Origin of the sequence: Kribbella sp. NBC_00382 (assembly GCF_036067295.1) — a bacterium.
Classification (GTDB): Bacteria; Actinomycetota; Actinomycetes; order Propionibacteriales; family Kribbellaceae; genus Kribbella.
Genome location: NZ_CP107954.1, coordinates 3,605,228 through 3,628,418 on the forward strand (window position 1 = coordinate 3,605,228; position 23,191 = coordinate 3,628,418).

Below are 23,191 nucleotides of genomic sequence, written 5' to 3' on the forward strand. Positions count from 1 at the left end.
TGAGTGCCGCGCCGCCGCTCAGCGGTCAAAACAGGAACGTAGAAGGCGCTGCCGCGCAGGGACCCACGGGTGAGCCCGCGAGCGTGCGAACGAGAACCAGGGCACGGACAAGCGCGGGACATAAGAACAAGACGAGATCAAAAGAACAAGAACAAGAAGAAATGGTGCGCCGGCTCCGTGGGTGGCCGAGGCGGTGCCGCGCTTGCAGTCAGCGGTGGATAGCAAGTGCGCCCCGTGTTGAGACTCTTCAGTTGAGCTTGCCGTCGGCAGCGTTGGGGGCCAGAGGCAGGAGAGACCTCATCGCATCGAGCGATCTATGGCGTTGAGCCGCGAGGATGCGAATAAGCGTGTGGTGCCGCGACTCGTCGAGCTGGTCTGGCGCTTCAGGACAGTCGGGTGGCCGCCGGGTGCGGGTTATCCCGTTGGTTCGCCACCCGTGCGGTGTGTGGCGGAAGAGGTTCGAGGCCACGCAACCGGCCACCCCAAGTTCCTCTTCCGCCTAGCACTCGTGATCCGCGGCTCAATGGCCGTTGAAGTAGACAGGCTCTCAGCTGGCGTGACGCTGATGGACCTCCCCGGCAGCGATTGCCGCCTTGAAGGCGGCCCACTCCGACTCGTTGAACTTCAGCGCAAGCCCGGAATCGGCAGCCAAGAAGACTGATACGTCAGTCGTTACAGCCTCGTGGGTGAGGCGTCCAGGCGCCGCGTCCCCAGCCAGCACAGCCGCTGTGAACTCATCCCACTCGAGATAAGAAACGCGAAAGGTAAGCCCCTCGGCGTCCTTGCTGTCCCCGACGTACACGCCATCCATCGCGTGAGCCCACTGAACGCAGTCACTGGTGGTGCTGAAGCTGCTCTTCCGGAACACCAGCGGGTGAAGCGACATCGTGTTTTCTCCTAGAAAGTTTGCATAATCCATCGACAATGCCCTACCTAATAACCGGTGATACTACGCGGGCATCGCCGCCATGATCGTTTCTTGCTCTGCTCGCGCCGGGCGTGTCGTAACCGCCTTGATTGACGCTTTGATGGTGCGTGGTTCCTAACCCGGCTGGGCTGGGGCGGACATCAGTCCACCTCCTGCTCAGTCCGTGAAAACCGTTGACGCCGGATATCCACGAGTTGGTCACTGAACGACGGAAAATCGCCGGCCCTCTTGTGAAGCTCGGCGAAAAGCTCGCGGTAGTACTGAACCTCGTCAGGCTTATCGATGCTGATGGTCTCGATATTGGCGCCTTCGCGGTACAGCGTGTCGGGCAGGTCGTCGTCGTCGAACTGGAGGATCGTGAAGGCGGTGCCCATGCGCGGATGAGCGCCGGCTGCCAACGGGAGCATCGACAGACTGATGTCGCTTTCCTTCGCCCGTTCGAGCAAGTGGTCGAGCTGCTCGAGCATGACCTCGTTGGTGCCGATCTTTCGGCAGAGCGCGGCCTCCTCCAGGATGAAGTTCAGTTCCGGCCGAGGGGTCGACTCGAGCACGTTGGCCTGGCGCAACATGCGCAACTCCACCTGGCCTTCGATCTGCTCCGGACTGAGTTTCAGAGCTTGCGACAGGTTGCTCGCGTAATCCTCAGTCTGAAACAGGCCGGGAATCACCGCCGGCTCGTACTTGTAGATGACCTTCGCGCCCGTCTCCAACCCCATGAGCTCTTGGTACTCGCGCGTTGCGATCTCGCTGCTGATTGCTTCATAAATCATCGGCCCGCGAGCCTGCTTCGCCATCTCGACCTGTGACTCGATCACCGCTGGGTCCGTCACCCCGTACAGAGACATGAGCGCACGGATGCCAGAAGGCGTGATCGGAGATGCCCCCTGCTCCAGTCGCAACAACTTGCTCACCGACCAACCGAGCTCTCCCGCTACTTCCTTCTGCGTCAACATGGCGCTGGCTCGGTACTTGCGAATCGTCGTCCGCAGCCTGACGCGCGCGAACTCCGCGCCACCACCTGGCACTGCTTCGGTCACGCCGGTCACCTCGCCCCCTGCATCGATCTGCTCAAACCCGGCCCGCAGTCTAAGTCCGGCGAGCACAGCATAGTGCCACATCGCTAGCTGCTCATACCCTAATTGTGACCTAGTCTAGTGCCATGCAGTCTTGTGCTACATAGCATCAAGCGAGCTAGCATGGAGATGCGGCCACCGTAGCCGGTGCGCGGCGACTCAGCGTCCTCTCGAGATCACATAACGCTGCTGGGGGCAGCCTTCCTGAAGCCAACCGCGCACCCGAATAGGGCGTAGGCCCGAGGGGAGGCGACCATGTCAGAAGCCACCCCACACGGCAGCGTCGCTCCTGCGCCGGCTGCACTTCCTGAGCGCACCCCGGGATCACGCTTGAGGGCTCTTGTCCGCAGCCTCTACGAAGCAGACGAAGAGTTCCGTTCACTCAGGACAGCGCGTCGTAAGTCCAGGATCGAATGCCGTGAAGAGATCCGGCAGGCCAAAAAGGCCGTCCGCGCCCAGCAGGACGAGATTGCCCGTCAGACCGAACTTCAGCGCGCTCGCGACAAGGCAGAACAGATCAAGCTGGACCGTCAGAGTCGTCAACCACTGATCCGCACTCACGAGCACCCGCTGTTGGTCATCGTGAGTTCGCGACACATGACCGTGAATGCCGTCCTGGCGTACCTCGGAATCTTCCTACTTCCGGTGCTCGGCATCGGGTCAGCGGCTTACGCCATCTGGGTGCACACAGGAGGTGTGGACGTCACCATCGTGCTCGGAAGCGCCGGCGGCACGGGCGCGATGCTGGCCATGGGATTCAGCGTGCTCAGCTACCGCCGACGAGCCGGGAAGAAGAATGCGGTTGGGTCCGTGCAGACGCCGAACAACGCCAAGCCGCGTCAGGATGACAAGGTGGCCGATCCGCCCGAGAGCGGGCCCTCCGGTAGTTCTGCAAAGTAGGACTACGGCCCGGAGCCGCCCCCAGTCGGACGATGCCGAGCCGAAGGCCCAGAGGCTGCTCACCACGACGATTTACAGGCGACGCGGTGCGCCTGCCGCTGCAGATCGGTGTCGGCGTTGCTGCCCTCCTGGCGGAGACTTGTGCGGTACGTGGCTCCTCGTTCAGAAAGGCTTGGTCGGCTTCGAGTGGAGTTGAGCCGACCGATCGTCAACTCGCCCGGAGTTCGATGGCGAACCCCGGATCTGTGCGTGACTCGTCTTGAGACGAGTTAGCCCGCCGTTCGCTCGGTCCGCGAGAACCGGTAACGCCGGATCTCGCCGAGTTGCTCTGCGAACGGTGGGAAGTCATCTGTCCTCTCGCGAAGCTCGGCGAAAAGCTTGCGGTAGTACTGGACGTCTTCAGGGTTGTCGTTGCTGATGGTCTCTACATTTGCACCTTCGAGGTAAAGCGTGTCAGGTAGGTCGTCGTCGAACTGGAGGATCGTGAATGCCGTACCCATCCGCGGATGGGCGCCGGCTGCCAGTGGAAAAGCCGACAAGCTGATGTCGCTGTCCCTCGCCAATTCGAGCAAGCGATTGAGCTGTTCGAGCGCGATCTCGTGGGTGCCGATTTTCCGGCAGAGCGCCGGCTCACCCAAGATGAAGTTCAGTTCTGGCCGGGGGGTCGACTCGAGCACATTGGCCTGGCGCAACATGCGCAGCTTCACTTGGCGTTCGATTCGCTCCGGACCGAGGTCCAGGGCACGCGACAGGTGGCGTGCGTAGTCCTCGGTCTGGAAGAGGCCGGGGATCACTGAAGGCTCGTATTTGTAGATGACCTTCGCGGCCCTCTCCAACCCCATGAGCTCTTGGTACTCACGCGTTGCGATGTCGCTGAACTCTTCGTAGGTCGTCTGCCCGCGAGCCTGCCTCGCCATCTCGACCTGTGAATCGATCACCTCTTGGTCGGTCACGCCGTACAGAGACATGAGGGCACGCATGTCAAGAGACGTGATCGCAGAGGTCCCCTGCTCCAGTCGCAACAACTTGCTGACCGACCAGCCAAGCTCCGACGCCGCATCCTTCTGCGTCAGTCCGGCGTTGGCTCGATATTTGCGAATCGTCGCTCGCAGCTTAACGCGCGCGAACTCCGCGCCACCCCCAGGTCCGACCTCGGTCACGCCGGTCACCTCGCCCCTGCATCGATCTACTCAAGTGCTGTCGCCGTCGATATCGAAGGAAACAACGTTGTTCCCTTTCGCTGGATGGTCTTACTTGAATTGTGACATGACCTTCTCTTGTGCGTGTTCGGCAACTAATGATGGTGAGTCGCATAACGATGCTGGGGCAGATCCGAGGGGGAGACGACGTGCCAGGGCGGCGCCGCCACCCCGTTCTGTGAACAGGCTTGAGCGCTTTCTTCCGGAACCGGGGCTGAACGTAGGACTCCGGCTCGGAGCCGTCCCCTGCCGGGCGGGTCCGAGCCGGAGGCTCAGTGGGGGTGGGTTAGCGGGAGACGTGTACCGGGGCCTTGGTGTCTAGGGTGGTTAGGCCGTTGGCCCAGAGGTTGTTTACCTGGGCGCGTTCGGTGGAGTCGGGGTTGGGGTTGGTGCAGGAGGGGCCGGGGCCGCCGCCGGACATTAGTTCGGAGCAGGGGCCTGAGTAGTGGTCGGGGAGGCCGAGCACGTGGCCGGTTTCGTGGGCGGTGATTCGGGTTGGGTCGTACTGCTGGGCCTGGGCGTAGTCGAGGAAGATGTAGCCGCTGCCGTGGCCGTCGGTTGAGGCGTACGAGCCCTGCGGGTCGTTGCCCTCGGTGTAGTAGAAGTCGTAGTTGCTGCCTTCTACCAGGGTCACGTTGCTGACCGAGGAGTTCCAGATCGAGGTGCTCGCGGCGATCTGGGAGGCGAAGCTCGGGGCGTCGACCGCGTAGGTGACGGTGACGGCGGCGAGCTTGTTGCCGGACTTGGCCTGCTTGGCCTTCACCGACTTCATCACCGCGTCGTAGAACGCCTTGGTGGCGGCCTCGTCCTGGGGTGATCCGGTGTACGTCGAAACGTGGCTGGCCTGGGCCGGCTCGGGTGCTGGGGCGGCGGCTGCTGGGCCGGCGGCGAAGGCGGGGACGGCCAGCGCGGCTGCGGCCAGGCCGGCCAGGGAAGTCAGGATACGGCGATGCGACATGGGAGGGCCTCACTCCGTGATCTGTGGCGGAAAGCGACCGGCGGATTACTGATCGCTACAGATCGGGAGCTTGCCAAGCATCCAGGAATTCCACACCAGATCGGCGGAAAGGAAGGGGTTAACCCTCGTTCACCGACGCCGACGGTATGACAGTCATAACTCGCCGGGTATGCCGACGTTCAGAATGCGGGCACCCGGTCCACGCTCGGCCAGCCGGTCGGCCTTGTTGTAGAGGTTGCAGCGCTGCAGGCTCAGGCAGCCACAGCCGATACAGCCGTCGAGATCGTCGCGCAGCCGCTCGAGCTCGGAGATCCGGTCGTCCAGCCGGGTCCGCCAGGACTTCGACAACTTGCTCCAGTCGGCGCGGGTCGGAGTACGGTCGTCAGGCAACGAATCCAGGGCCGACTTGATCTCGGCCAGCGCGAGGCCGACGCGTTGCGCGGCCTGGACGAAGGCGATCCGCCGCAACGTACTGCGTAAGTACTGTCGCTGGTTCCCCGCGGTCCGTCGGGAGGCGATCAGCCCCTGGTCCTCGTAGAACCGCAAGGCCGAGGCGGCGACACCCGATCGATGGGCGATCTCCCCGATCGAAAGCCAATGGTCCTTGCTGGGAATGGTGTCTTCCGCCATACCTTCACAGTAGATCGCCCACACAAGAGCTGAAGGACACTTGAGCCTCAGTCCTGCAACAGTGCCAGCCGATCGGTGATGGTCCGCAACAGCCCGTCCGGCCAGGGAAAGAGCGACGCGGCCGTCTGCAGCTGCGCGAAACCGTGCAGCCCGACCCAGAGCGCCGCCGCATCCGCGGTCGGATCCGTGCTTGCCGACCGACCCGCCGCGGCGCAATCAGCAACAGCTTCGACCAGTACGCCGAAAGCCCCCATCCCCAGCACTTCGAGATCCTCCGCCATTGCCGGCACCCGATCAACCGACTGCCGCGCATCCCAGGCCGCCCCGAACAGGATCCGGTACCGCCCCGGCCACCGCACAGCGAAGTCCAGGTACGTCGCACAGACCGCCCGCAACCGCTCGACCGGATCGCCGAGCCCCAAAGCCGCCTCCCGCAGCGACCCTTCCAGCGAGGCGAACTCGAACTGCGCGACCGCCAGCAGGATCGAGTCCCGGTCCGCAAAGTGCGAGTAGATGGACGGCGCCGTGATCCCCGCCTCCCGAGCCACCGCCCGCAACGTCACGCTCTGCTCGGTACCACCGTCCAGCAACCGCGTGGCCGCCGCGACGATCTCCTCCCGCAGCTGAGCGCCTTCCCCCCGCTTGTTCCGCTCCCGGCCAGTCATGCCGATCACTTTACACGCGTTTACTCAACCCGTAAGGTTACGCCCGTAAGGTTACGCAAGTTAACCCAAGGAGCCAGTCATGACCACCGCCCGCACCTCGAAGTCGGTCCTCATCTCCGCCTGCGCCGTCCCCGTCCTGGTCGTCGGCCAATTCGCGATGCTCGCCATCGTCCCCGTCGCCCTTGTGGTGTCCGGCACACTCCGCAACCAGGCCCTGCGATCGCTGCGACCCTGGGCCGCTCTGCTCGCCGCCGTCTACGCGATTCCCCTTGTCCTGTGGGCGATCGGGCCTGACCGCGCGCCGAGTCTGTCGAAGGATATGCATCCTGTTTTCGTCCCGGTGATCTCCCTCGCGGCGATCGCGGTGATCGTTGCTTTCGCAAAGCTGAGCCGCCGGTCACCGGCCGTGGTCAAGGCCTGAGCTGGTTTCGGGTATGCTTGGAGGCGTCGGTGCGCGAGTCGCGTCACCAGAGCATTTCCCAGGCGCTCCGACCCGTCGGTTTCAGCATCCCGCTGATGGACCACCGGCGACATGGGTGCAATCCGCGATAGCACCCGCAGGTCGATGCCTATCTCCTGCCCAGCACGGTTCAGTCCGGCCAAATGATTTTGGCCGGCGCTCGCGTGCGGGTCCGATCCGGCATCAGTCCGTGACGTTGAGAGAGAGATTGCGTGTCCCAGCACGACCAGGACCAGTTCGTACCCGCCGATGGCGCCAAGAAGCCGAGGCACAAGAAGTTCCAGACCCAGTCGTACGGCGAGCGGATGGCCGCTGAGCTGGACGCACCGACCACCCCCGGTACCGAGCGCAGCTCAGCCCGGGTCGAGAAGGTTGCCCCCGCTCCCGAGCGTCGCGGCGGCCCCTCCCAGTACTCCGACCGCGGCAGCCGCGGCGAGCGTCGGGACGCCCCGGTCAAGGGCTACCGCGCAGCCGAGCGGACTCCGAACCGGAGCACCTCGTCGTACCCGAAAAGCAGCTACCAGGGCTCCTCGGACAAGCCGGCCTTCCGCAGCAACGACCGTGACAGACGTGGCTTCGACCGCGACCGTCCGGCCCGTACCGACGACCGCCCGGCCCGCACGTTCAACCGTGACGACCGGCCCGTACGGAGCAACGACGACCGTCCGGCGCGCAGCTTCAACCGGGACGAGCGTCCCGCGCGCAGCTTCGACCGTGGCGAGCGGGACAACCGTGGTTTCGACCGCGACCGTCCGGCCCGCAACTATGACCGCGCCGACCGGGCGTACGACCGCCCCGAGCGCAAGTTCGACCCGATGGAGGACCTCGGCGAGGTTGCCGAGGGCAATGGCTTCGCGGCCCTCGGGCTCGCGCCGCGGCTGGTGCAGCGGATGGCCAAGGACGGCATCACCCAGCCGTTCCCGATCCAGGAAGCGACCATCCCGGACGCGATGGCCGGCAAGGACGTGCTCGGTCGCGGTCAGACCGGCTCCGGCAAGACCCTCGGGTTCGGCCTGCCGACGCTGATGCGGCTGGCCGGTGGCCACACCGAGTCGCGCCGTCCGCGCGGCATGGTGCTGGTACCGACCCGCGAGCTCGCCATGCAGGTGCACGACGCGCTCGAGCCGCTCGCCCACGTGATGGGTGTCTCGATCAAGCTGATCGCGGGCGGTCTGCCCTACCCGAAGCAGATCGAGTCGCTGCGTCGCGGCGTCGACCTGCTGATCGCCACCCCCGGCCGGCTGATCGACCTGTGTGAGCAGGGCGCTGCCGACCTGGGCGCGGTGGAGGTCGCGGTCCTCGACGAGGCCGACCACATGTGCGACATGGGCTTCATGCCGGCCGTCACCACGCTGCTGGACATGACCCCGAAGGAAGGCCAGCGGCTGCTGTTCTCGGCGACGCTGGACAACGACGTCGACAAGATCGTGAAGACCTACCTGAAGGACCCGGTCACGCACTCGACCGAGTCCGGCCAGGCCACGGTCTCCACGATGGAGCACCACCTGCTCGTCATCGAGCCGGGTCACAAGCAGTCGCTGACGGCCGAGCTGGCCAGCCGCGACGGCCGCACCATCGTCTTCGTCCGCACCAAGCTGGGCGCCGACCGCGTCGCCACCCAGCTGCGCGACCGTGGCGTGATGGCCGCGGCGCTGCACGGTGGCCTGACCCAGGGCGCGCGCAACCGCACCCTGGACCAGTTCAAGGACGGTTCGGTACCGGTGCTGGTGGCAACGGATGTCGCGGCTCGCGGTATCCACGTCGACGACGTCGGCCTGGTCGTTCAGGCTGACCCGCCGGCCGAGCACAAGGACTACCTGCACCGCGCCGGTCGTACCGCGCGCGCCGGTGGCAAGGGCGCCGTCGTCACGCTGCTCCTGCCGCACCAGCGTCGGGGCATGATGCGGATGGCCGAGTCGGCCGGTGTCGAGGCCGAGCCGGTCCGCGCCCGTCCGGGTGACGGCCTGATGACCGAGCTGACCGGTGGCACCAAGCCGTCGGGCTTCCCGGTCAAGCTCCCCGCCCCGAAGCCGGTCCGCGGTAGCGGCGGCTTCAACAAGGGTGGCAAGCGCTTCGGTGGCGGTGGCGGTGGCTACCAGGGTCGCGGCGGCAACGGCGGAAGCCGTCGTCCCGAGCGCTCCGGTAGCGGACGTTCGTTCCAGCGCTAAGTAAGCAGACAACAAACCCCGGTGGCCGAAAGGTCGCCGGGGTTTTTGTTGCTTAGTCTGCCTTCTCTGTTGCCTGCAGCTCCATGGCCAGCCGGGTCAGGATGATCTCCAGGTCATCGGAGTCGAGCGGAACCAGCTCGAGGATGAGCTGACCTTCCAGGCTCTGAGCTGTACTGACGTAGATCGCCGGCGTCCCGTGCTCGAGCTCGGCGGCCAGCGTTGTGGCATCGATTCCGCCGGAGACGGTCAAGAGCACCCGCGACAACGGCAGGCCAGTGGGATCAGCCAGTACTTCGGCAGCCAACCCAGGCAGCTCATTGGCTGCACCCACGAACGAGCTCACCTTGGCAGCCTGATCAGCCTCCCACTTGGCCCGATCCATCGCGTGCCATTCCTCCAGCGCCGCGAGCACCCCGACTGTCGCTTCCTTCGTCGGCTTCATCCCGCGCCCGATCCCCTTCTCCTGCGCGCGAACCGCCCGCACGAGCCGATGCGTCCCGACGACCAGACCAGCGGTCGGCGCAGCCAGATACTTCTGCGCGCTGACCAGTACGGCGTCCGCCCCCGTCGCGAGCAGGTCCGCGGTCCGGGGGAACTGCGCCGCGCCATCGATGATCGCGGGCACGCCTCGACGGTGCGCAGCCCGTACTGCGGCAGCCAGGTCGACCGGTTCGCCAGTGACGAGTCGGGACGACACCAGCAGCAAGCACGCGACGTCCGGACCGGCCAGTTCATCGTCCAAATCGTCAATGCTGCAACGGTTTTCGTCCCCCGCGACGGTGACACTGGCTCCCGCCAATCGCACGGCCTGCGAGATCGACTGGCCGTAGCTGACCACATGGCCGGCCGGCAGTACGACCCGGTTGTGCATGTCGCTCGTGTCGGGCAATGCGGCGATCCGCTCGGGATCGGTACCGGCCATCGCGGCGGCGACGCACAGGGTGATAGCGGCCGACGTACAGTGCGTGACCGCGCCGGCCTGGGCGCCGGTCGCGTGGGCGAGGGCCTCGCTGGCCCGGTCGGCGAGCTCGTCCATCACGAAGAACTCGGGAAGCGCCTCCGCGACGGCAGCGGCCACGCCGGCCGAGCTCCGGGAGACCCCGAGCGGTGTGTACGTTCCCCTGGCGTTGATGACCTCGGTCAACCGATGCCGCTCATGTGTGCCCATGGTGCGAATCACCATAGTGGCTGACAGCATCGATCTGCCATGCCTTCGTCACTAAAAGTTGCGACCTGACTTCAGGCCACGGGCAGGTTATGGTCGGGCGATGGGGGAGAGCCGGTGGGGACGCTCAGTACTGGTCTGTGCCGCAGTCGGTCTGGTCGCGGCCGCCGGGGTGACGGCGGTCCGGATGTCTGGTGCCGACGACGACCAGCCGGGCCGGGTCCTGTCCACGGTCCGTACTCCGCTGGCGCCGGCCGCGCCGTCCGGCGTACCGGAGACTGCTGAGCCGACCGGGCCGACCGCCGCGCCGCCGCCCAATCAGAACAAAGCGCTCGTCCTGCAGAACAAGCTGTACAAGGTCGGCCGGATCCCTGCCTCGAAGTGCAAGGAGCCGACGGTCAGGGCGACGTCGCTGGCCAAGGTGAAGCTCTACTACACGCAGTTCCTCGGCTGTCTCAACAAGGCGTGGGCTCCGGTCGTTCGCGAAGCGGGCTACCGGTTCTGGGCGCCCAAGCTGGTCGTGTACGCCGGCCGCTCGACCAACACCTTCTGCGATCTGACCAGCACCGCCGTCTACTGCGACGGCACCATCTACATGAGCGCCGACTACGACCTGAAGAACCAGGCGACTTACGACCCGCTGTGGACCAGGACGACGATGGCGTTCCTGATCGCGCATGAGTACGGGCATCACGTCCAGGCGATGACCGGCATCCTGCAGGCGTCGCACGAACGCGAAATGGTCCTCAGCAGCACCGCCATGCAACTGCTCGAGAGTCGCCGGCGCGAACTGCAGGCGTCCTGCCTGAGCGGGGTCTACCTGGGTGCCGACAAGCAGTACTTCCCCGCCCGCGGCTCCTGGCTGCTGAAGTGGAATTGGACCGTCCGCAACCGCGGCGACGAGTGGAACCCGAAGCGCACGCACGGCAACAAGACCAACCACAGCCGCTGGTCGCGGGCCGGTTTCGCCGCCGCCGACCCCGCCGCCTGCAACACCTTCACGGCCAAGCAGACCGCCGTCTCCTAGACCGCCAACCCCAGCAACTGATCGGCGAACATCTCAAGAGTCTGTACTGCGGAGGCCGTGTCCCGGTCCGCGAGCCAGCCGAGCGTCACGCCATCGGTGATGGCCAGCGTCATCCGGGCGAGCTGTTGCGCCGGGAGCTTCCACTCGCAACCGGTCGCCGCCGAGATGTCCGCGAGGATCGCCTCGATACCGGCCAACTGGCTCGCGCGTTGCTCCTTCGCCAGCGGCTCAGTCTCCGCGTTGCGCAACGCCCAGGAAGTCAGCTCATAGGTCAGCAGTTGCGCCTGCGGCGTCGCCTCGACCAACTGCCAGAAGCCGAGAAACGCGTTCCGTACGCTGGTGGCCACGTCGCCCCCGGGAACGATCGCCGCGCGCGCTGCCACTAACTGGGCTTCCGCGATCACCCGGATCACCTCGTGCAGCAGCTCTTCCTTCGAGCGGAAGCAGTAGTGCACGATGCCGACCGAGATGCCGAGCTCCTGCGCGATCCGGCGCGTGGTGGTGGCCGCCAGACCTTCCCTGGTGGCGACCTGGATCGCGGCCTGGACGAGGTCGGCGCGTCGTTCCTCAGCTGGTACCCGAGCCATCGGACTCCCTTCGGTCGCTCTCACGGTACGTGGAGTAGGTCAAGTGTCCAAGACTCTTGACCTGATGCTACTCGTGAGTCATTCTCAGTTTTTGACGACCACCCCCAGGGAGGACCAGTGACGCGCCCCCGCCCCACTCCGCTCGCCCGTGTTGTCCGTACTGCGACTGCCGCGCTCGCCGTGAGCGCAGTACTGGCCGCTGGACTGTCCAGCACCAGTCAGGCAAGACCCGCGGCCGCCGCTGCTGCCGCGCCGGTCGATTACTGCGCCGGCCAGTGTGCCGACATCGTCCCACCCGGACAGAACGGTAACGCGACCTTCACGGATCTCCTTCTGTTCAAGGGGTTCGGGACCAGGCCCGCGCACTTCAGTGACACGGTCAAGCCATACGAGCGACTGGTGTGGAACTCCCAGGGCATCACCGACGACGGACTCGATCCGTACTACGACGACTCCTCCTTCGGCGTGGCGCCTGGTGACGTCGCGTCCACCTTCAAACCGCGGGCCGACGTGACGATCGTGCGCGACAAGTCCCGCGGCATCCCGCACATCACCGGCACCACCCGCGAGGGCACGATGTTCGGCGCCGGGTACGCCGGTGCGCAGGACCGGCTCTTCGTGATGGACGTGTTCCGGCATCTCGGCCGCGGCCAGCTGACCCCGTTCGCGGGCGGCGCGGCGGCGAACCGGGCGTTCGAGCAGGAGTTCTGGCGGACCGCGCCGTACAACGAGGCCGATCTGCAGAAGCAGTTCGACGACGCCGACGATCTATACGGCGCCAACGGGCTGAAGATGCAGAAGGACATCCAGGCCTGGGTCGACGGCGTCAACTACTACATCAACACGGTCGGCATCGCCTATCCAGGTGAGTACGTCGCGCTCGGGCTGCCGACGCCGCAACCGTGGAAGGTGACCGACGTGGTCGCCACGGCCGCCGTCGTGGCCGGCATCTTCGGCAACGGCGGTGGCGGCGAGATGGCGTCGGCGCTGGCGTTGCTGGAGGCACAAGCGAAGTACGGAGTTGCCCAGGGCACCAAAGTCTGGGAGTCGTTCCGCTCCCAGAACGACCCCGAGGCGAACACGACCGTGCACAACGGAACCTCCTTCCCCTATGGGGTTGTCGGCGCGAACCCGGCCGGCCGCGCGATGCCGGATCGCGGGTCGGTGACGCCGGAGCCGGAGGTCGTGGACCAGACGGGATCGGCATCCAAAGCACTCGCGAAACCCAAGAGCAGCACGGGCGTCAAGCCGCCTAACAAAGCGCAGAGCAAGCAGGCGTTGAAGGGCATCTTCGACGGTGGCGTCTTCCCCGAGGGCTTCGGTCCGAAGGGCATGTCGAACGCGCTGATGGTCTCCGGCCAGTACACGCAGAGCGGCAACCCGGTCGCCGTCTACGGCCCGCAGACCTCGTACTTCGCCCCGCAACTCCTGATGCGCCAGGAGCTTCAGGGTCCCGGCATCAGCTCGCGCGGTGTCGCCTTCGCCGGCATCAACTTCTACACGCTGATCGGCCGCGGCGCCGACTACTCGTGGAGCGCCACGTCGGCCGGTCAGGACATCACCGACACGTACGCCGTACCGCTCTGCGAACCCGATGGGAGTACGCCGAGCAAGACCTCGACCCACTACGTCTTCCGGGGCCAATGCACGCCGATCGAGAAGCTCGAACGGCACAACGCGTGGTACTCGAGTCTGGGGTCGTCGGAGCCGGCCGGTTCCTACACGCTGGTCGCCCAGCGGACGAAGTACGGGATCGTGACGCATCGGGGCACGGTGGCGGGGAAGCCCGTACTGTTCACCAGCAACCGCTCGACGTACGGGAACGAGGCGGGGTCGGCGCTCGGGTTCATGTTGCTCAACGACCCGGATCAGATCCACTCGTCCGCCGACTTCAAGAATGCGGCCGCGAACATCGGCTACACCTTCAACTGGTTCTACACGGACAAGACCGACATCGCGTACTTCAACTCCGGCGACAACCCCGTCCGCGCTGCCGGCGCCGACCCGAACCTGCCGACCTGGAGCTCGTACGAGTGGCAGGGCTGGAACCCGGACACCAACCGGGCGACCTACACGCCGGCCGCTCAGCATCCGCAGGTCGTCAACCAGGACTACCTGACCAGCTGGAACAACAAGCAGGCACCAGGATTCTCGGCCTCCGACGGGAACTTCGGCTACAACTCCGTGTACCGGAGTCAGCCGCTCGATGATCGGATCAAGGCTGTGATCGGGTCCGGGCAGAAGTTCACCCGGGGCAAGCTGGTCGAGGCGATGGAGGACGCCGCCACGGTCGATCTGCGTGGCGACCAGGTCCTGCCGTATCTGCTCAGGGTGCTGAAGAGCGCGCCGATCACGGATCCGGCGGTGGCCGATGCAGTGGCCAAGCTGGAGGCGTGGAGGGCGGCGGGTGCGCATCGCAAGACGCCGAATGAAGCGTCCAAGACGTATGACCACGCCGACGCGATCCGGATCCTCGATGCCTGGTGGCCGATCCTCGTGCCGGCCGAGTTCCAGGGGCTCGGGCCTGATCTGTACAACGCGCTCGTGCATACCCAGAAGATCGACGAGCGGCCGAGTGCGCAAGGATCCGCTTTCCAGAACGGGTGGTGGGGTTTCGTTCAACGGGATCTGCGCAAGGTGCTCGGCGATCAGGTGAAGACGGCTCAGCCGGTGACGTTCTGCGGCGCCGGTTCGCTGGCGGCTTGCCGGACGGTGCTGTCCGACTCCTTGCTCGCGGCTACGAAGGTACCGGCGACGACGACGTATCCGGCGACTGGTGACTGTGCCGCAGGGGATCAGTTCTGTGCGGATCAGATCGTGCATCAGCCGATGGGTGGCATCACGCAGGACCGGATGGCGTGGGTCAACCGGCCGACGTACCAGCAGGTCATCGAGTTCCCGGCGAGGCGTGGGGATGACGTCAGCAACCAGGCGGTGGGGAAGACCGCTACCGCGAGCAGCTACGAGCGTGGGGTGTTCAACTCGCCGCCGGCCAATGCTGTGGATGGTGCTTTGGGGACTCGGTGGGCGAGCGACTGGTCTGATCCGCAGTGGTTGAAGGTGGATCTCGGGAGTGACAAGCCGGTTGGCCGGGTGGTGTTGCAGTGGGAGGCCGCGTACGGGTCGGCGTACAAGCTCGAGGTGTCGCGGGACAACGTGAACTGGCAGCAGGTCTACGCGACGACCACCGGCAACGGTGGGGAGGACGTGGCGCGGTTCGCCCCGGTGACGGCACGGTACGTGCGGATGACCGGGACACGCCGGGCGACTTCGTACGGGTACTCGCTTTATGAGCTGCAAGTCTTCAGGCAATGATTACGCCATGAATCAGAACTTCCCACCGAACCCGAACCAGCCCTACCCGCCGCAGCAGCAGGGGTACCAGCAGGGACCGCCGCCCGGTTACCAGCAGGGACCCCCGCCGCAGCAGTACGGGTATCAGCCGCCGCCGCAGCAGCAGAACGTGCCGCATGTGGCGCCGCAGGGATCGCCGTACCCGGTGCTCGTCTCGACGATGAACGACCTGCCGGGCTACACCGCGGAGATGGTGTTCGGCGAGGTGTTCGGGCTGACCGTGCGGAGTCGCGACTTCGGGTCGAACTTCACCGCCAGCTTCCGGTCGCTGGGTGGCGGTGAAGTGCCGGAGTACACCCAGATGCTGGCCGAGTCGCGGCACGTCGCGGTGATGCGGATGTGCCAGATGGCGCACCAGATGGGCGCGAACGCGATCCTGGCGATGCGGTTCGACTGCAACGAGATCGCCCAGACGATGAGCGAGGTGGCGGCCTACGGGACGGCCGTCATCGTCAGGCCGGTGGACAAGCCCAGGCCGCAGGACGCGGTCGACGACGACAAGGATGCCAATGACAGCTGAGCCGCTTGCCTTCGGCCCCGATTTCCTGTGGGGCGTGTCGACCTCGGCGTACCAGATCGAAGGGGCCGTGACCGAAGACGGTCGCGGGCCCTCGACCTGGGACACCTTCTGCGCCGAGCCGGGGCGGATCGCGAACGGCGACACCGGGGAGGTCGCGTGCGACCACTACCACCGGTACGCCGAGGACGTCGGGTTGATGAAGGAGCTCGGGGTCGACGTCTACCGGTTCTCGTTCTCGTGGCCGCGGGTGCAGCCGACCGGCAAGGGGCTCGCGAACGGCGCCGGGCTGGACTTCTACGACCGGCTGATCGACTCGTTGCTTGCTGCTGGCATCAAGCCGGCTCCCACCTTGTTTCATTGGGATACGCCGCAGGAGCTGGAGGATGCGGGCGGCTGGCTGAACCGGGACATCACCTATCGGTTCGCCGACTACGCGAAGATCCTGGCCGAGCGGTTCTCGGACCGGGTGCCGATGTGGATGACGATCAACGAGCCGATGGTGCTGACGCTGATCGGGTACGCCGTGGGCGGGCATGCGCCGGGCAAGCAGTTGGGGTTCGAGGCGTTGCCGGTCGCGCATCATCAACTGTTGGCGCATGGGCGCGCAGTACAGGCTCTGCGGGCGGGTGGCGCGTCGAACATCGGGATCGCGTCCAACCACTCGCCGACCTATCCGGCCAGTGACAGTGCCGAGGATGTCGAGGCGGCCGGGCTGTACGACAACCTGATCAACTGGATGTTCGTCGACCCGATCCTGCTGGGGGAGTACCCGAACGGGATCGGCGACGGGATGCCGGGGCCGGTCGCCGAGGACCTGAAGATCATCTCGACGCCGATCGACTGGTTCGGGCTGAACCACTACGCGCCGGCGCGGGTCGGCGCGCCGACCGGGAACCCGGACATCGCCGCGACCGACGGCATCCCGATTCCCGAGGGGCTGCCGTTCGAGCCGCGGGCGTTCGAAGGCGTCGAGAAGACCGACTTCGGCTGGCCGATCGTGCCGGATGCGTTCGGCGAGATCCTGCGCACTTTCCAGACCCGGTACGGCGACAAGCTGCCGCCGATCTACATCACCGAGAACGGGTGCGCGATCAACGACGGCCCGGTCGACGGCGTGGTGAACGACCAACGCCGGATCGACTACCTGGATGCGTATCTGCGGTCACTGAAGTCGGCGATCGGCGACGGGGTGGACGTCCGCGGTTACTTCCAGTGGTCGCTGCTCGACAACTTCGAATGGTCCGTCGGCTACACCCAGCGCTTCGGCCTCATCCACGTCGACTACGAAACCCTCGAACGCACCCCCAAGGCCTCGTACCACTGGTACCGCGACCTGATCGCCAAGCAGCGCCCATGACCCACCAGCCAGCTGCCACCTCCATCCCCGCACTTGCTGAGCCGTCGGTTCCTGTTCGGGGACGCTGGACGGCTGCGGTTGTGCTCGCCAACGTGGGTGTCTTCGCCGCCTTTCTCGGACCGATCCAGGTGTTGCTGGCCAAGCAGTCGGATGTGATTGCTCCTGGCAACAAGGAGTTCGTGTTCGGGTTGGTGACCGGGATCGGGGCGGCGGTCTCCGTCGTCGCCAACCCGGTCGCTGGTGCTGTCTCGGATCGGACGGCGTCGAGGTTCGGGCGGCGGGTGCCTTGGGTGCTTGGTGGCGCATTGGGTGGCGCGGCCGGCCTGCTGGTGCTCTCCGGGGCGTCGGCCGTCGCGGTGATGGTGGTCGGTTGGTGCCTGGTGCAACTGTTCTGCAATGCGTTGCTGGCGGCCATCACCGCCGCAGTACCGGATCGGGTACCGAAGGTTCAGCGCGGTGTGGTCGGCGGCTGGGTCGCGCTGGCGCAGACGATCGGCGCCCTCATCGGCGTGGGGCTCGCCACCGTCGTCGGCGGGATCACCGTCGGCTACCTCGCCTGCGCTGTCTTCTTGCTGTTGTCGGTGGTTCCGTACGTGGTGGCCAGCGGTGACCAGCGCCTGCCGTCGAAGGAGCCGCTGGTCTGGCGGGAGTTCCTGAAGAGCTTCTGGATCAGCCCACGGAAGTACCCGGACTTCGGCTGGGCCTGGCTGACCCGCTTCCTGCTCAACGTGGGCAATGCGCTCGGCACGCTCTACCTGTTCTTCTACCTCCAGGACGCGGTCGAGTACGGCGACCCGGATTCCGGCGTTCTCATTCTCACCGCCGTCTACAGCCTCTGCACGATCCTCACCGCCGTCTGGTCCGGCAGTTGGTCAGACCGGACGGGCAAGCGCAAGGTGTTCGTCACCTGGGCCGGCGTCGTGATGGCGGCCGGCGCCCTGGTGCTCGCGATCTGGCCCACGTGGATCGCCGCCATCGCCGGCGCGGTGGTGCTCGGGATCGGCTTCGGGGTCTACTTGTCCGTCGACTTCGCCCTGCTCACCGAGGTCCTGCCGAGTGCTCGTGATCGTGCCAAGGACCTCGGCGTCATCAACATCGCCAACTCGCTGCCTCAGGTGATCGCCCCGGCCATCGCGGCGCCCGTCGTCAAGGTCCTCGGGGGCTACCCGGTCCTCTACACCTTGGCCGCGGCCGTCACTCTCGCGGGCGCAGTACTGGTGAGGAAGGTTCGGTCGGTCGCCTAGTCTGGCGACCATGCCGCTGTATTCGTTCGAGGGCGTCAGCCCCACCGTGCACCCGGAAGCCTGGATCGCGCCGACCGCCACCCTGGTCGGCAACGTGATCGTCGAGAAGGACGCCTCGATCTGGTACGGCGTGGTGATCCGCGCCGACCTCGGCCAGATCATCATCCGTGAGGGCGCCAACATCCAGGACAACTCGGTGCTCCACAACAACACCGGGATCTGCGAGATCGGCAAGAACGTGACGATCGGCCACCAGTGCCTGGTCCACGACTGCACGATCGGCGAGCAGGCCCTGATCGGCAATGGGGCGATCGTGCTCGACGGCGCTGTCGTCGGTGCGCGGACTCTCGTCGCCGCCGGCGCTACTGTCACCCCTGGCTCGGTTATCCCGCCGGAATCCGTTGCCCTCGGCAGCCCGGCCAAGAAGATCATTCCGCTGGAGGGCAACGCGAAGCTCTTCGTCGACCACAACGCGACCATCTACCACGAGCTGGCCAAGCGTCACGCCGCCTCCGTCGAGCAGGTCGGCTAGGCCTGGTAGACCTCGGTGATCAGGGCGACCGCGTCCTGAGTCGCCGGGTGCGGGTCGTGGCGCGGCCAGATCACCCGTACCGCGACCGGCGGCGCATCCCGGAGCGGACGGAAGACGACTCCCGCTCGCCCGTACTGCGTGGCGGTGCTTTCCGGAGTGATGCTCACGACGCCGCCGGCCGCGATCCTGGCCAGGCAGTCGTCAACGTCGGCGGTGTCCTCGAGCTTGGGCTGGCCGCCGGCCGGCCAGAGGTCGGCTGTCGTAGTACCGGTTCTGCGGTCGCACAGCACCGTGCGGGCGCGGACCTCGTCGAGCTTGATCGAGCGGCGACGGGCCCACGGATCGTCGACGGCCATCGCGACGAAGCGATGCTCGAGGCCGACCTCGGTGACCGCGAAGTGCTTCTCGTCAGGCGGCGTTCGGACGACGGCGAGATCGCAGGCGCCCTCGGCCAGACCGCCGCTCGCAGTGTTGGTGCGGACCAGCAACAGGTCGACGTCGGGATGGAGCTCGGCCCAGCGACGCTGGAAGGTCGCGGTGTGCCGGCCGAGCGCCGACCAGGCATGGCCGACCCGGAGGCGGGCGTGGCCGGAGGTCGCTTCGCGGACCAGTTCGTTCATCTCCGCCAGTAGTCGACGGGCGCGCGGTACGAGCTGAGCGGCGGTCGGAGTGAGGGCGATCGTCCGGCTGGTCCGATGCAGCAGCCGCACCTTCAACGTCTGCTCCAACGCGGCCAGCGTCCGCGAGACGGCTGCCTGCGAGACGCCGAGATCCAGGGCGGCATCGGTGAAGCTACCGGCATCCACGATCGCCACCAGCACCCGCAACTGCTTCAGCTCGACATCCATGCCGCTAGCGTATAGATGGTTAGAAGATGCATTTTGCGTATTGCTTGCTCAGGCACATCCTGCCGGTATGACAGTTGAGGCAACCGTCCGCCCGGTGGCCGTAGCGCCCGACTCAGGTAGGGCCAGCGGGGTGCTCATGATGCTCAGCAGCGCCTTGTCCAACCAAGTTGGCGCAGCGACCGGATCGCTGGCCTTCCCAGCGCTGGGACCGGCCGGTGTGGTCGCGGTCCGCCAATGGGTGGCGGCCGTTCTGCTGGTCGGCATCACCCGCCCACCCTTCCGTTCCTTCACCCGCCGAGAGTGGTTGCCCGTACTCGGGTTGGCCGCCGTCTACGCGGTCATGAACCTCACCCTCTACACAGCGATCGACCGAATCGGCCTCGGCCTCGCGGTCACGCTGGAATTCCTCGGCCCGTTGGCGATCGCGCTGACCGCATCCCGTCGCAAGCTCGATCTCCTCTGCGCGCTCGTCGCCGGCGCGGCAGTAGCCGTCCTCATGAGACCCCAACCAACCACCGACTACCTGGGCCTGGCCCTCGGCCTCGTCGCCGCGGCCTGCTGGGCGGCGTACATCCTCCTCAACCGCACCCTGGGCACCCGACTCCCGTCAGCTCAGGGCGCCGCCGCCGCATCCACGGTCTCCGCTCTGGTGTACCTGCCGGTCGGCCTGTGGATCTTCCTCCACCATCAGCCTTCGCTCCGGTACGTCGCCTACGCGGTAGCGGCCGGCGTCCTCTCCTCAGCTGTCCCGTTCCTGGTCGACCTCGTCGCACTGCGCCGGGTCCCGGCCGGCTTCTTCGGCCTCTTCATGAGCGCCAACCCGCTGCTCGCAGTACTGGTCGGCTGGGTCGTGCTCGGCCAGACCCTCGGCCTGGTCGAGTGGCTCGCGATCGCCGCGATCGTCGCCGCCAACTCGGCCAGCGTCCTACGCGGACGGTTCCTCGAGTAGTACCAGCGGGATCTCTCGCGCCGTCCTGGTCTGGTACCCGGCGTAGTTCTTGTGGTCGGCAACGACCAGCGGCCAGAGACGGTCGCGCTCTTCCGGCGTCGCCGCTCTGGCGTGCATCCGCTGGGTCGGTGCGCCCTGAAAACTGACTTCCACCTCGGGGTTGTCGCGGAGATTGAGGAACCAGGCCGGATGGGTGTCGTCCCCACCCCGCGAGGCCACGACAACGAGAGTCGAGCCCTCCTGGATCGGCGAGGTGAGCATCACCGACCGCGGCTGGCCCGACTTACGGCCGACCGTGGTCAGCCGCAGTACGGGCATGTCCAACGCTCGCCACCCGACCTTGCCCCCGGTGAGTTTGAGGAAAACGCGGTGGACCGCGTTCATGGCTTTGAGAGAGAAGTCGCTGGGCATGTCAGCTCCGATGGTTGGGGGCGAACCGAAGATAAGGGTGGCATAAGGGAAATCCTTGATGCGCGCAATAGGTGTGATCGGGTTGAATCTGAGGAGTAGTGACGTCACTGCGTGAGCGGGCCGGGGATCGACCTCCGGGGGCGGAAGGTTCGAGCTCCGGCCCGCATTAACGCAATCGATATCCCACGCCGGGAACGGTCTCGATCAGGCCGGGCGGGCCGAGTTTTCGGCGCAGTGTCATCATCGTGACACGGACGGCATTCGTGAACGGATCGGCATTCTCGTCCCAGGCCTTCTCGAGCAGTTCCTCGGCGCTGACCACGACGCCGTCGGCGCGCATCAGGACGTCCAGTACGGCGAACTCCTTCGGCGACAGTTGGAGGAACCGGCCCTCGCGGCTGGCCTGGTGCCGGGGGAGGTCGAGCACGACGCCCTGCCATCGTCGTACCGGTGGAACCGCGCGTACCGACCGGCGGCCGAGAGCCTGGATCCTCGCCACCAGCTCAACCGTCTCGAACGGCCGGGACAGCACGTCATCGGCGCCGATCGCGAGGCCTTCGACCCGGTCCTTTGCCTCGGTCGAGTGGGTCAGCAAGAGGAGACGCGGTCCCTCCCCGGACGCGACCACCTTCCGGACCAGCTCGTCGGCGGGAACGGACGGCAGGTCGGCGTCGAGGACCACGACGTCGTAGTCGTGCAGCCCGATGCGTTCGAGCGCGCCGCCACCTTCGTGGCAGACGTCGACCGCCATCGACAGCCGGCGCAGTTCACGAGCGGTGGCGGCCACGAACGACTGGTCCACCCCTGCAATCAGTACTCGCACCGATAAAGCTCCCCCAGTTCCATATCCCCGAGTATCACCGAATTCCGGCCGCCCCGGGTCGCGTCTCAGCGCGCCACCTGGCGGTATACAAAATCACAGTGACGCAGAACACAGGAAATCATTGACGCATTAATCAAAGAATGAAAGAAGACATCAGACCTCATGCTCAGTGGTTTGTTCTAATTGCCGCAGCGCGGCCAGTACCGTGAGCACAGCGGGCCGCGGCGGCGCATCCCGGCGTACGACGGCAGTGATCGACCGCGTCACCGGTACGACGAGACCCGTCGGCCGGTCCGCTCGAGCAGCTTGGTGTGGGTCTCGAGCCGGTGCGGAAATGTGTGCTGGACGCGATGTTTCTTCGGACCCTAGCGTCGGGGGCATGGACCAGCATCTTGTGCGCTACCTGGGTCCCGGCGCCTTCAGCCCGGATCTGATCGACCATGCGGCCGGCAGCTTCCTGTTCACCGAGGACGGCCGCCGGATCCTCGACTTCACCTCCGGGCAGATGAGCGCGATCCTCGGGCATTCGCACCCGGACATCGTCGCCACCGTCCGGCGCCAGATCGGCGAGCTCGACCATCTGTTCAGCGGGATGCGCCTACGTCACCAGGCAACTTCGCCATCCCGGTGCCCGTCGGCAAGGTTGGGCCGCTCGACTGGCAACAGCAACTGGACCTCGGGTTCGAGCTGATCGACGCGCAGTCCGTCGGCAGCCTCGCCGCGTGCATCGTGGAGCCGATCCTCAGCTCCGGCGGCATCCTCGAACCACCGGTCGGGTACCTCGCCGCGCTGCAGCAGAAGTGTCGCGAGCGGGGAATGCTGCTGATCCTCGACGAGGCGCAGACCGGGTTGTGCCGGACCGGCGACTGGTACGCGTTGCAGCGCGACGGGGTAGTACCGGACATCCTCACCCTCTCCAAGACCCTCGGCGCCGGCTTTCCGCTCGCCGCCGTGATCACCACGGCCGAGATCGAATCGGCCGCCCACGACCGCGACTTCCTCTTCTTCACCACCCATGTCTCCGACCCCTTGGTCGCGGCCGTCGGCAACACCGTCCTAGACGTCCTCACCCGAGACCACCTAGACGAACAAGCCGCCAAACTCGGCGCCTACCTCCGCGCCGGCCTAGAGGAACTAGCCGGCCGCCACCCCGTCATCGCCGACATCCGCGGCCGCGGCCTCCTGCTAGGCGTGGAACTGGGCGGCCCCGAGGCCGACCAACTAGGTGCCGCCGTCACCCGCCGCTGCCTCGAACTAGGCCTTCACATGAACATCGTCCAACTCCCCGGCATGGGCGGCGTCTTCCGAATCGCCCCACCCCTAACCGCCACCGAGGAAGAACTCTCCCTAGGCCTCGAGATCCTGGATCAGGCCCTGGACAGACCTCGATAAT

23 protein-coding genes are annotated in these 23,191 nt (G+C 66.2%); 12 read left to right on the forward strand and 11 right to left on the reverse strand.

All coding sequences use genetic code 11. The annotated features are described in order from the left end of the window. Window positions 1–547: 547 nt before the first annotated feature. Window positions 548–886, reverse strand: coding sequence for a DUF397 domain-containing protein (locus OHA70_RS17630; protein ID WP_328333853.1), 339 nt, complete (start codon window positions 884–886; stop codon window positions 548–550). Window positions 887–1,068: 182 nt separating this feature from the next. Then, a complete protein-coding gene (locus OHA70_RS17635) occupies window positions 1,069–1,965 on the reverse strand; it encodes a helix-turn-helix domain-containing protein (RefSeq protein WP_328333855.1) in 897 nt (298 codons plus the stop codon). Window positions 1,966–2,256: 291 nt separating this feature from the next. Here OHA70_RS17635 and OHA70_RS17640 point away from each other — a divergent pair, with 291 nt between their 5' ends. Then, the gene (locus OHA70_RS17640) at window positions 2,257–2,901 is read left to right on the forward strand and encodes a hypothetical protein (RefSeq protein WP_328333857.1); all 645 of its coding nucleotides are present in this window, start codon (window positions 2,257–2,259) and stop codon (window positions 2,899–2,901) included. Window positions 2,902–3,170: 269 nt separating this feature from the next. On the opposite strand, the gene OHA70_RS17645 is transcribed toward OHA70_RS17640, so the two are convergent. The 4 genes from OHA70_RS17645 to OHA70_RS17660 form a co-directional block, all read right to left on the reverse strand. Next, the gene (locus OHA70_RS17645; protein WP_328333859.1) at window positions 3,171–4,061 is read right to left on the reverse strand and encodes a helix-turn-helix domain-containing protein; all 891 of its coding nucleotides are present in this window, start codon (window positions 4,059–4,061) and stop codon (window positions 3,171–3,173) included. Window positions 4,062–4,386: 325 nt separating this feature from the next. Next, the gene (snpA, locus tag OHA70_RS17650) at window positions 4,387–5,058 is read right to left on the reverse strand and encodes a snapalysin (RefSeq protein ID WP_328333861.1); all 672 of its coding nucleotides are present in this window, start codon (window positions 5,056–5,058) and stop codon (window positions 4,387–4,389) included. A 153-nt stretch (window positions 5,059–5,211) separates the two neighbouring features. Further along, window positions 5,212–5,688 (reverse strand): redox-sensitive transcriptional activator SoxR, encoded by a 477-nt coding sequence (gene soxR / locus OHA70_RS17655; RefSeq protein ID WP_328333863.1) that lies wholly within the window; start codon window positions 5,686–5,688, stop codon window positions 5,212–5,214. Window positions 5,689–5,735: 47 nt separating this feature from the next. After that, window positions 5,736–6,353 carry a TetR/AcrR family transcriptional regulator gene (locus OHA70_RS17660; RefSeq protein WP_328333865.1) on the reverse strand — a complete coding sequence of 206 codons (618 nt, stop codon included), beginning with the start codon at window positions 6,351–6,353 and terminating at the stop codon, window positions 5,736–5,738. A 79-nt stretch (window positions 6,354–6,432) separates the two neighbouring features. On the opposite strand from OHA70_RS17660, the gene OHA70_RS17665 reads away from it, so the two are divergent. Beyond that, on the forward strand, window positions 6,433–6,774 hold the full coding sequence (locus OHA70_RS17665) for a hypothetical protein (RefSeq protein WP_328333867.1): 342 nt from the start codon (window positions 6,433–6,435) through the stop codon (window positions 6,772–6,774). A 251-nt stretch (window positions 6,775–7,025) separates the two neighbouring features. Further along, a complete protein-coding gene (locus OHA70_RS17670; protein WP_328333869.1) occupies window positions 7,026–8,981 on the forward strand; it encodes a DEAD/DEAH box helicase in 1,956 nt (651 codons plus the stop codon). Between the two features lie 52 nt (window positions 8,982–9,033). Here the strand turns inward: OHA70_RS17670 and OHA70_RS17675 are convergent, their stop codons facing one another. Beyond that, window positions 9,034–10,149: an aminotransferase class V-fold PLP-dependent enzyme gene (locus OHA70_RS17675; RefSeq protein ID WP_328333870.1), complete on the reverse strand. Its 1,116-nt coding sequence runs from the start codon at window positions 10,147–10,149 to the stop codon at window positions 9,034–9,036. 100 nt (window positions 10,150–10,249) lie between these two features. Here OHA70_RS17675 and OHA70_RS17680 point away from each other — a divergent pair, with 100 nt between their 5' ends. Then, window positions 10,250–11,173: a neutral zinc metallopeptidase gene (locus OHA70_RS17680; protein WP_328333872.1), complete on the forward strand. Its 924-nt coding sequence runs from the start codon at window positions 10,250–10,252 to the stop codon at window positions 11,171–11,173. On the opposite strand, the gene OHA70_RS17685 is transcribed toward OHA70_RS17680, so the two are convergent. Continuing rightward, window positions 11,170–11,760, reverse strand: a complete 591-nt coding sequence (locus tag OHA70_RS17685; protein WP_328333874.1) for a TetR/AcrR family transcriptional regulator — start codon at window positions 11,758–11,760, stop codon at window positions 11,170–11,172. The two genes, OHA70_RS17680 and OHA70_RS17685, sit on opposite strands and share 4 nt — an antisense overlap. A gap of 117 nt (window positions 11,761–11,877) precedes the next feature. On the opposite strand from OHA70_RS17685, the gene OHA70_RS17690 reads away from it, so the two are divergent. Genes OHA70_RS17690 through OHA70_RS17710 form a run of 5 tightly spaced genes read left to right on the forward strand, consistent with a single transcriptional unit; the run spans window position 11,878 to window position 18,767 of the window. Further along, a complete protein-coding gene (locus OHA70_RS17690) occupies window positions 11,878–15,075 on the forward strand; it encodes a penicillin acylase family protein (RefSeq protein ID WP_328333876.1) in 3,198 nt (1,065 codons plus the stop codon). A gap of 7 nt (window positions 15,076–15,082) precedes the next feature. Continuing rightward, window positions 15,083–15,634, forward strand: a complete 552-nt coding sequence (locus tag OHA70_RS17695) for a YbjQ family protein (protein WP_328333878.1) — start codon at window positions 15,083–15,085, stop codon at window positions 15,632–15,634. After that, window positions 15,624–16,991 (forward strand): GH1 family beta-glucosidase, encoded by a 1,368-nt coding sequence (locus OHA70_RS17700; protein ID WP_328333880.1) that lies wholly within the window; start codon window positions 15,624–15,626, stop codon window positions 16,989–16,991. The genes OHA70_RS17695 and OHA70_RS17700 overlap by 11 nt, the downstream gene beginning before the upstream one ends. Then, entirely contained in the window at window positions 16,988–18,235 is a 1,248-nt protein-coding gene (locus OHA70_RS17705) for an MFS transporter (protein WP_328333882.1), read from the forward strand. The genes OHA70_RS17700 and OHA70_RS17705 overlap by 4 nt, the downstream gene beginning before the upstream one ends. A gap of 10 nt (window positions 18,236–18,245) precedes the next feature. After that, window positions 18,246–18,767 (forward strand): gamma carbonic anhydrase family protein, encoded by a 522-nt coding sequence (locus OHA70_RS17710; RefSeq protein ID WP_328333884.1) that lies wholly within the window; start codon window positions 18,246–18,248, stop codon window positions 18,765–18,767. Here OHA70_RS17710 and OHA70_RS17715 read toward each other — a convergent pair. Further along, window positions 18,764–19,615 (reverse strand): LysR family transcriptional regulator, encoded by an 852-nt coding sequence (locus tag OHA70_RS17715; RefSeq protein ID WP_328333886.1) that lies wholly within the window; start codon window positions 19,613–19,615, stop codon window positions 18,764–18,766. The genes OHA70_RS17710 and OHA70_RS17715 overlap by 4 nt on opposite strands. 67 nt (window positions 19,616–19,682) lie before the next feature. Between OHA70_RS17715 and OHA70_RS17720 the strand changes: the two genes are divergently transcribed. Beyond that, window positions 19,683–20,564, forward strand: a complete 882-nt coding sequence (locus OHA70_RS17720) for an EamA family transporter (protein WP_328333888.1) — start codon at window positions 19,683–19,685, stop codon at window positions 20,562–20,564. On the opposite strand, the gene OHA70_RS17725 is transcribed toward OHA70_RS17720, so the two are convergent. Both OHA70_RS17725 and OHA70_RS17730 read right to left on the reverse strand, forming a co-directional pair. Continuing rightward, window positions 20,541–20,975 carry a nitroreductase/quinone reductase family protein gene (locus tag OHA70_RS17725; RefSeq protein ID WP_328333890.1) on the reverse strand — a complete coding sequence of 145 codons (435 nt, stop codon included), beginning with the start codon at window positions 20,973–20,975 and terminating at the stop codon, window positions 20,541–20,543. The genes OHA70_RS17720 and OHA70_RS17725 overlap by 24 nt on opposite strands. A gap of 166 nt (window positions 20,976–21,141) precedes the next feature. Beyond that, the gene (locus OHA70_RS17730; protein ID WP_328333892.1) at window positions 21,142–21,798 is read right to left on the reverse strand and encodes a response regulator transcription factor; all 657 of its coding nucleotides are present in this window, start codon (window positions 21,796–21,798) and stop codon (window positions 21,142–21,144) included. Window positions 21,799–22,177: 379 nt separating this feature from the next. On the opposite strand from OHA70_RS17730, the gene OHA70_RS17735 reads away from it, so the two are divergent. Both OHA70_RS17735 and OHA70_RS17740 read left to right on the forward strand, forming a co-directional pair. After that, the gene (locus OHA70_RS17735; protein WP_328333894.1) at window positions 22,178–22,489 is read left to right on the forward strand and encodes an aminotransferase class III-fold pyridoxal phosphate-dependent enzyme; all 312 of its coding nucleotides are present in this window, start codon (window positions 22,178–22,180) and stop codon (window positions 22,487–22,489) included. Then, entirely contained in the window at window positions 22,426–23,190 is a 765-nt protein-coding gene (locus OHA70_RS17740; protein ID WP_328333896.1) for an aminotransferase class III-fold pyridoxal phosphate-dependent enzyme, read from the forward strand. Before OHA70_RS17735 ends, OHA70_RS17740 begins: the two co-directional genes overlap by 64 nt. Window position 23,191: the final 1 nt, after the last annotated feature.

What these genes read in the sequence shown, in the direction of transcription:
- OHA70_RS17710 (WP_328333884.1), top strand. Translation starts at nt 18,246, where the DNA reads ATGCCGCTGTATTCGTTCGAGGGCGTCAGCCCCACCGTGCACCCGGAA.
- OHA70_RS17660 (WP_328333865.1), bottom strand. Translation starts at nt 6,353, where the DNA reads ATGACTGGCCGGGAGCGGAACAAGCGGGGGGAAGGCGCTCAGCTGCGG.
- OHA70_RS17705 (WP_328333882.1), top strand. Translation starts at nt 16,988, where the DNA reads ATGACCCACCAGCCAGCTGCCACCTCCATCCCCGCACTTGCTGAGCCG.
- OHA70_RS17675 (WP_328333870.1), bottom strand. Translation starts at nt 10,149, where the DNA reads ATGGGCACACATGAGCGGCATCGGTTGACCGAGGTCATCAACGCCAGG.
- OHA70_RS17735 (WP_328333894.1), top strand. Translation starts at nt 22,178, where the DNA reads ATGGACCAGCATCTTGTGCGCTACCTGGGTCCCGGCGCCTTCAGCCCG.
- OHA70_RS17685 (WP_328333874.1), bottom strand. Translation starts at nt 11,760, where the DNA reads ATGGCTCGGGTACCAGCTGAGGAACGACGCGCCGACCTCGTCCAGGCC.
- OHA70_RS17630 (WP_328333853.1), bottom strand. Translation starts at nt 886, where the DNA reads ATGTCGCTTCACCCGCTGGTGTTCCGGAAGAGCAGCTTCAGCACCACC.
- OHA70_RS17720 (WP_328333888.1), top strand. Translation starts at nt 19,683, where the DNA reads ATGACAGTTGAGGCAACCGTCCGCCCGGTGGCCGTAGCGCCCGACTCA.
- OHA70_RS17725 (WP_328333890.1), bottom strand. Translation starts at nt 20,975, where the DNA reads ATGCCCAGCGACTTCTCTCTCAAAGCCATGAACGCGGTCCACCGCGTT.
- OHA70_RS17715 (WP_328333886.1), bottom strand. Translation starts at nt 19,615, where the DNA reads ATGGATGTCGAGCTGAAGCAGTTGCGGGTGCTGGTGGCGATCGTGGAT.
- OHA70_RS17700 (WP_328333880.1), top strand. Translation starts at nt 15,624, where the DNA reads ATGACAGCTGAGCCGCTTGCCTTCGGCCCCGATTTCCTGTGGGGCGTG.
- soxR (WP_328333863.1), bottom strand. Translation starts at nt 5,688, where the DNA reads ATGGCGGAAGACACCATTCCCAGCAAGGACCATTGGCTTTCGATCGGG.
- OHA70_RS17695 (WP_328333878.1), top strand. Translation starts at nt 15,083, where the DNA reads ATGAATCAGAACTTCCCACCGAACCCGAACCAGCCCTACCCGCCGCAG.
- snpA (WP_328333861.1), bottom strand. Translation starts at nt 5,058, where the DNA reads ATGTCGCATCGCCGTATCCTGACTTCCCTGGCCGGCCTGGCCGCAGCC.
- OHA70_RS17665 (WP_328333867.1), top strand. Translation starts at nt 6,433, where the DNA reads ATGACCACCGCCCGCACCTCGAAGTCGGTCCTCATCTCCGCCTGCGCC.
- OHA70_RS17640 (WP_328333857.1), top strand. Translation starts at nt 2,257, where the DNA reads ATGTCAGAAGCCACCCCACACGGCAGCGTCGCTCCTGCGCCGGCTGCA.
- OHA70_RS17680 (WP_328333872.1), top strand. Translation starts at nt 10,250, where the DNA reads ATGGGGGAGAGCCGGTGGGGACGCTCAGTACTGGTCTGTGCCGCAGTC.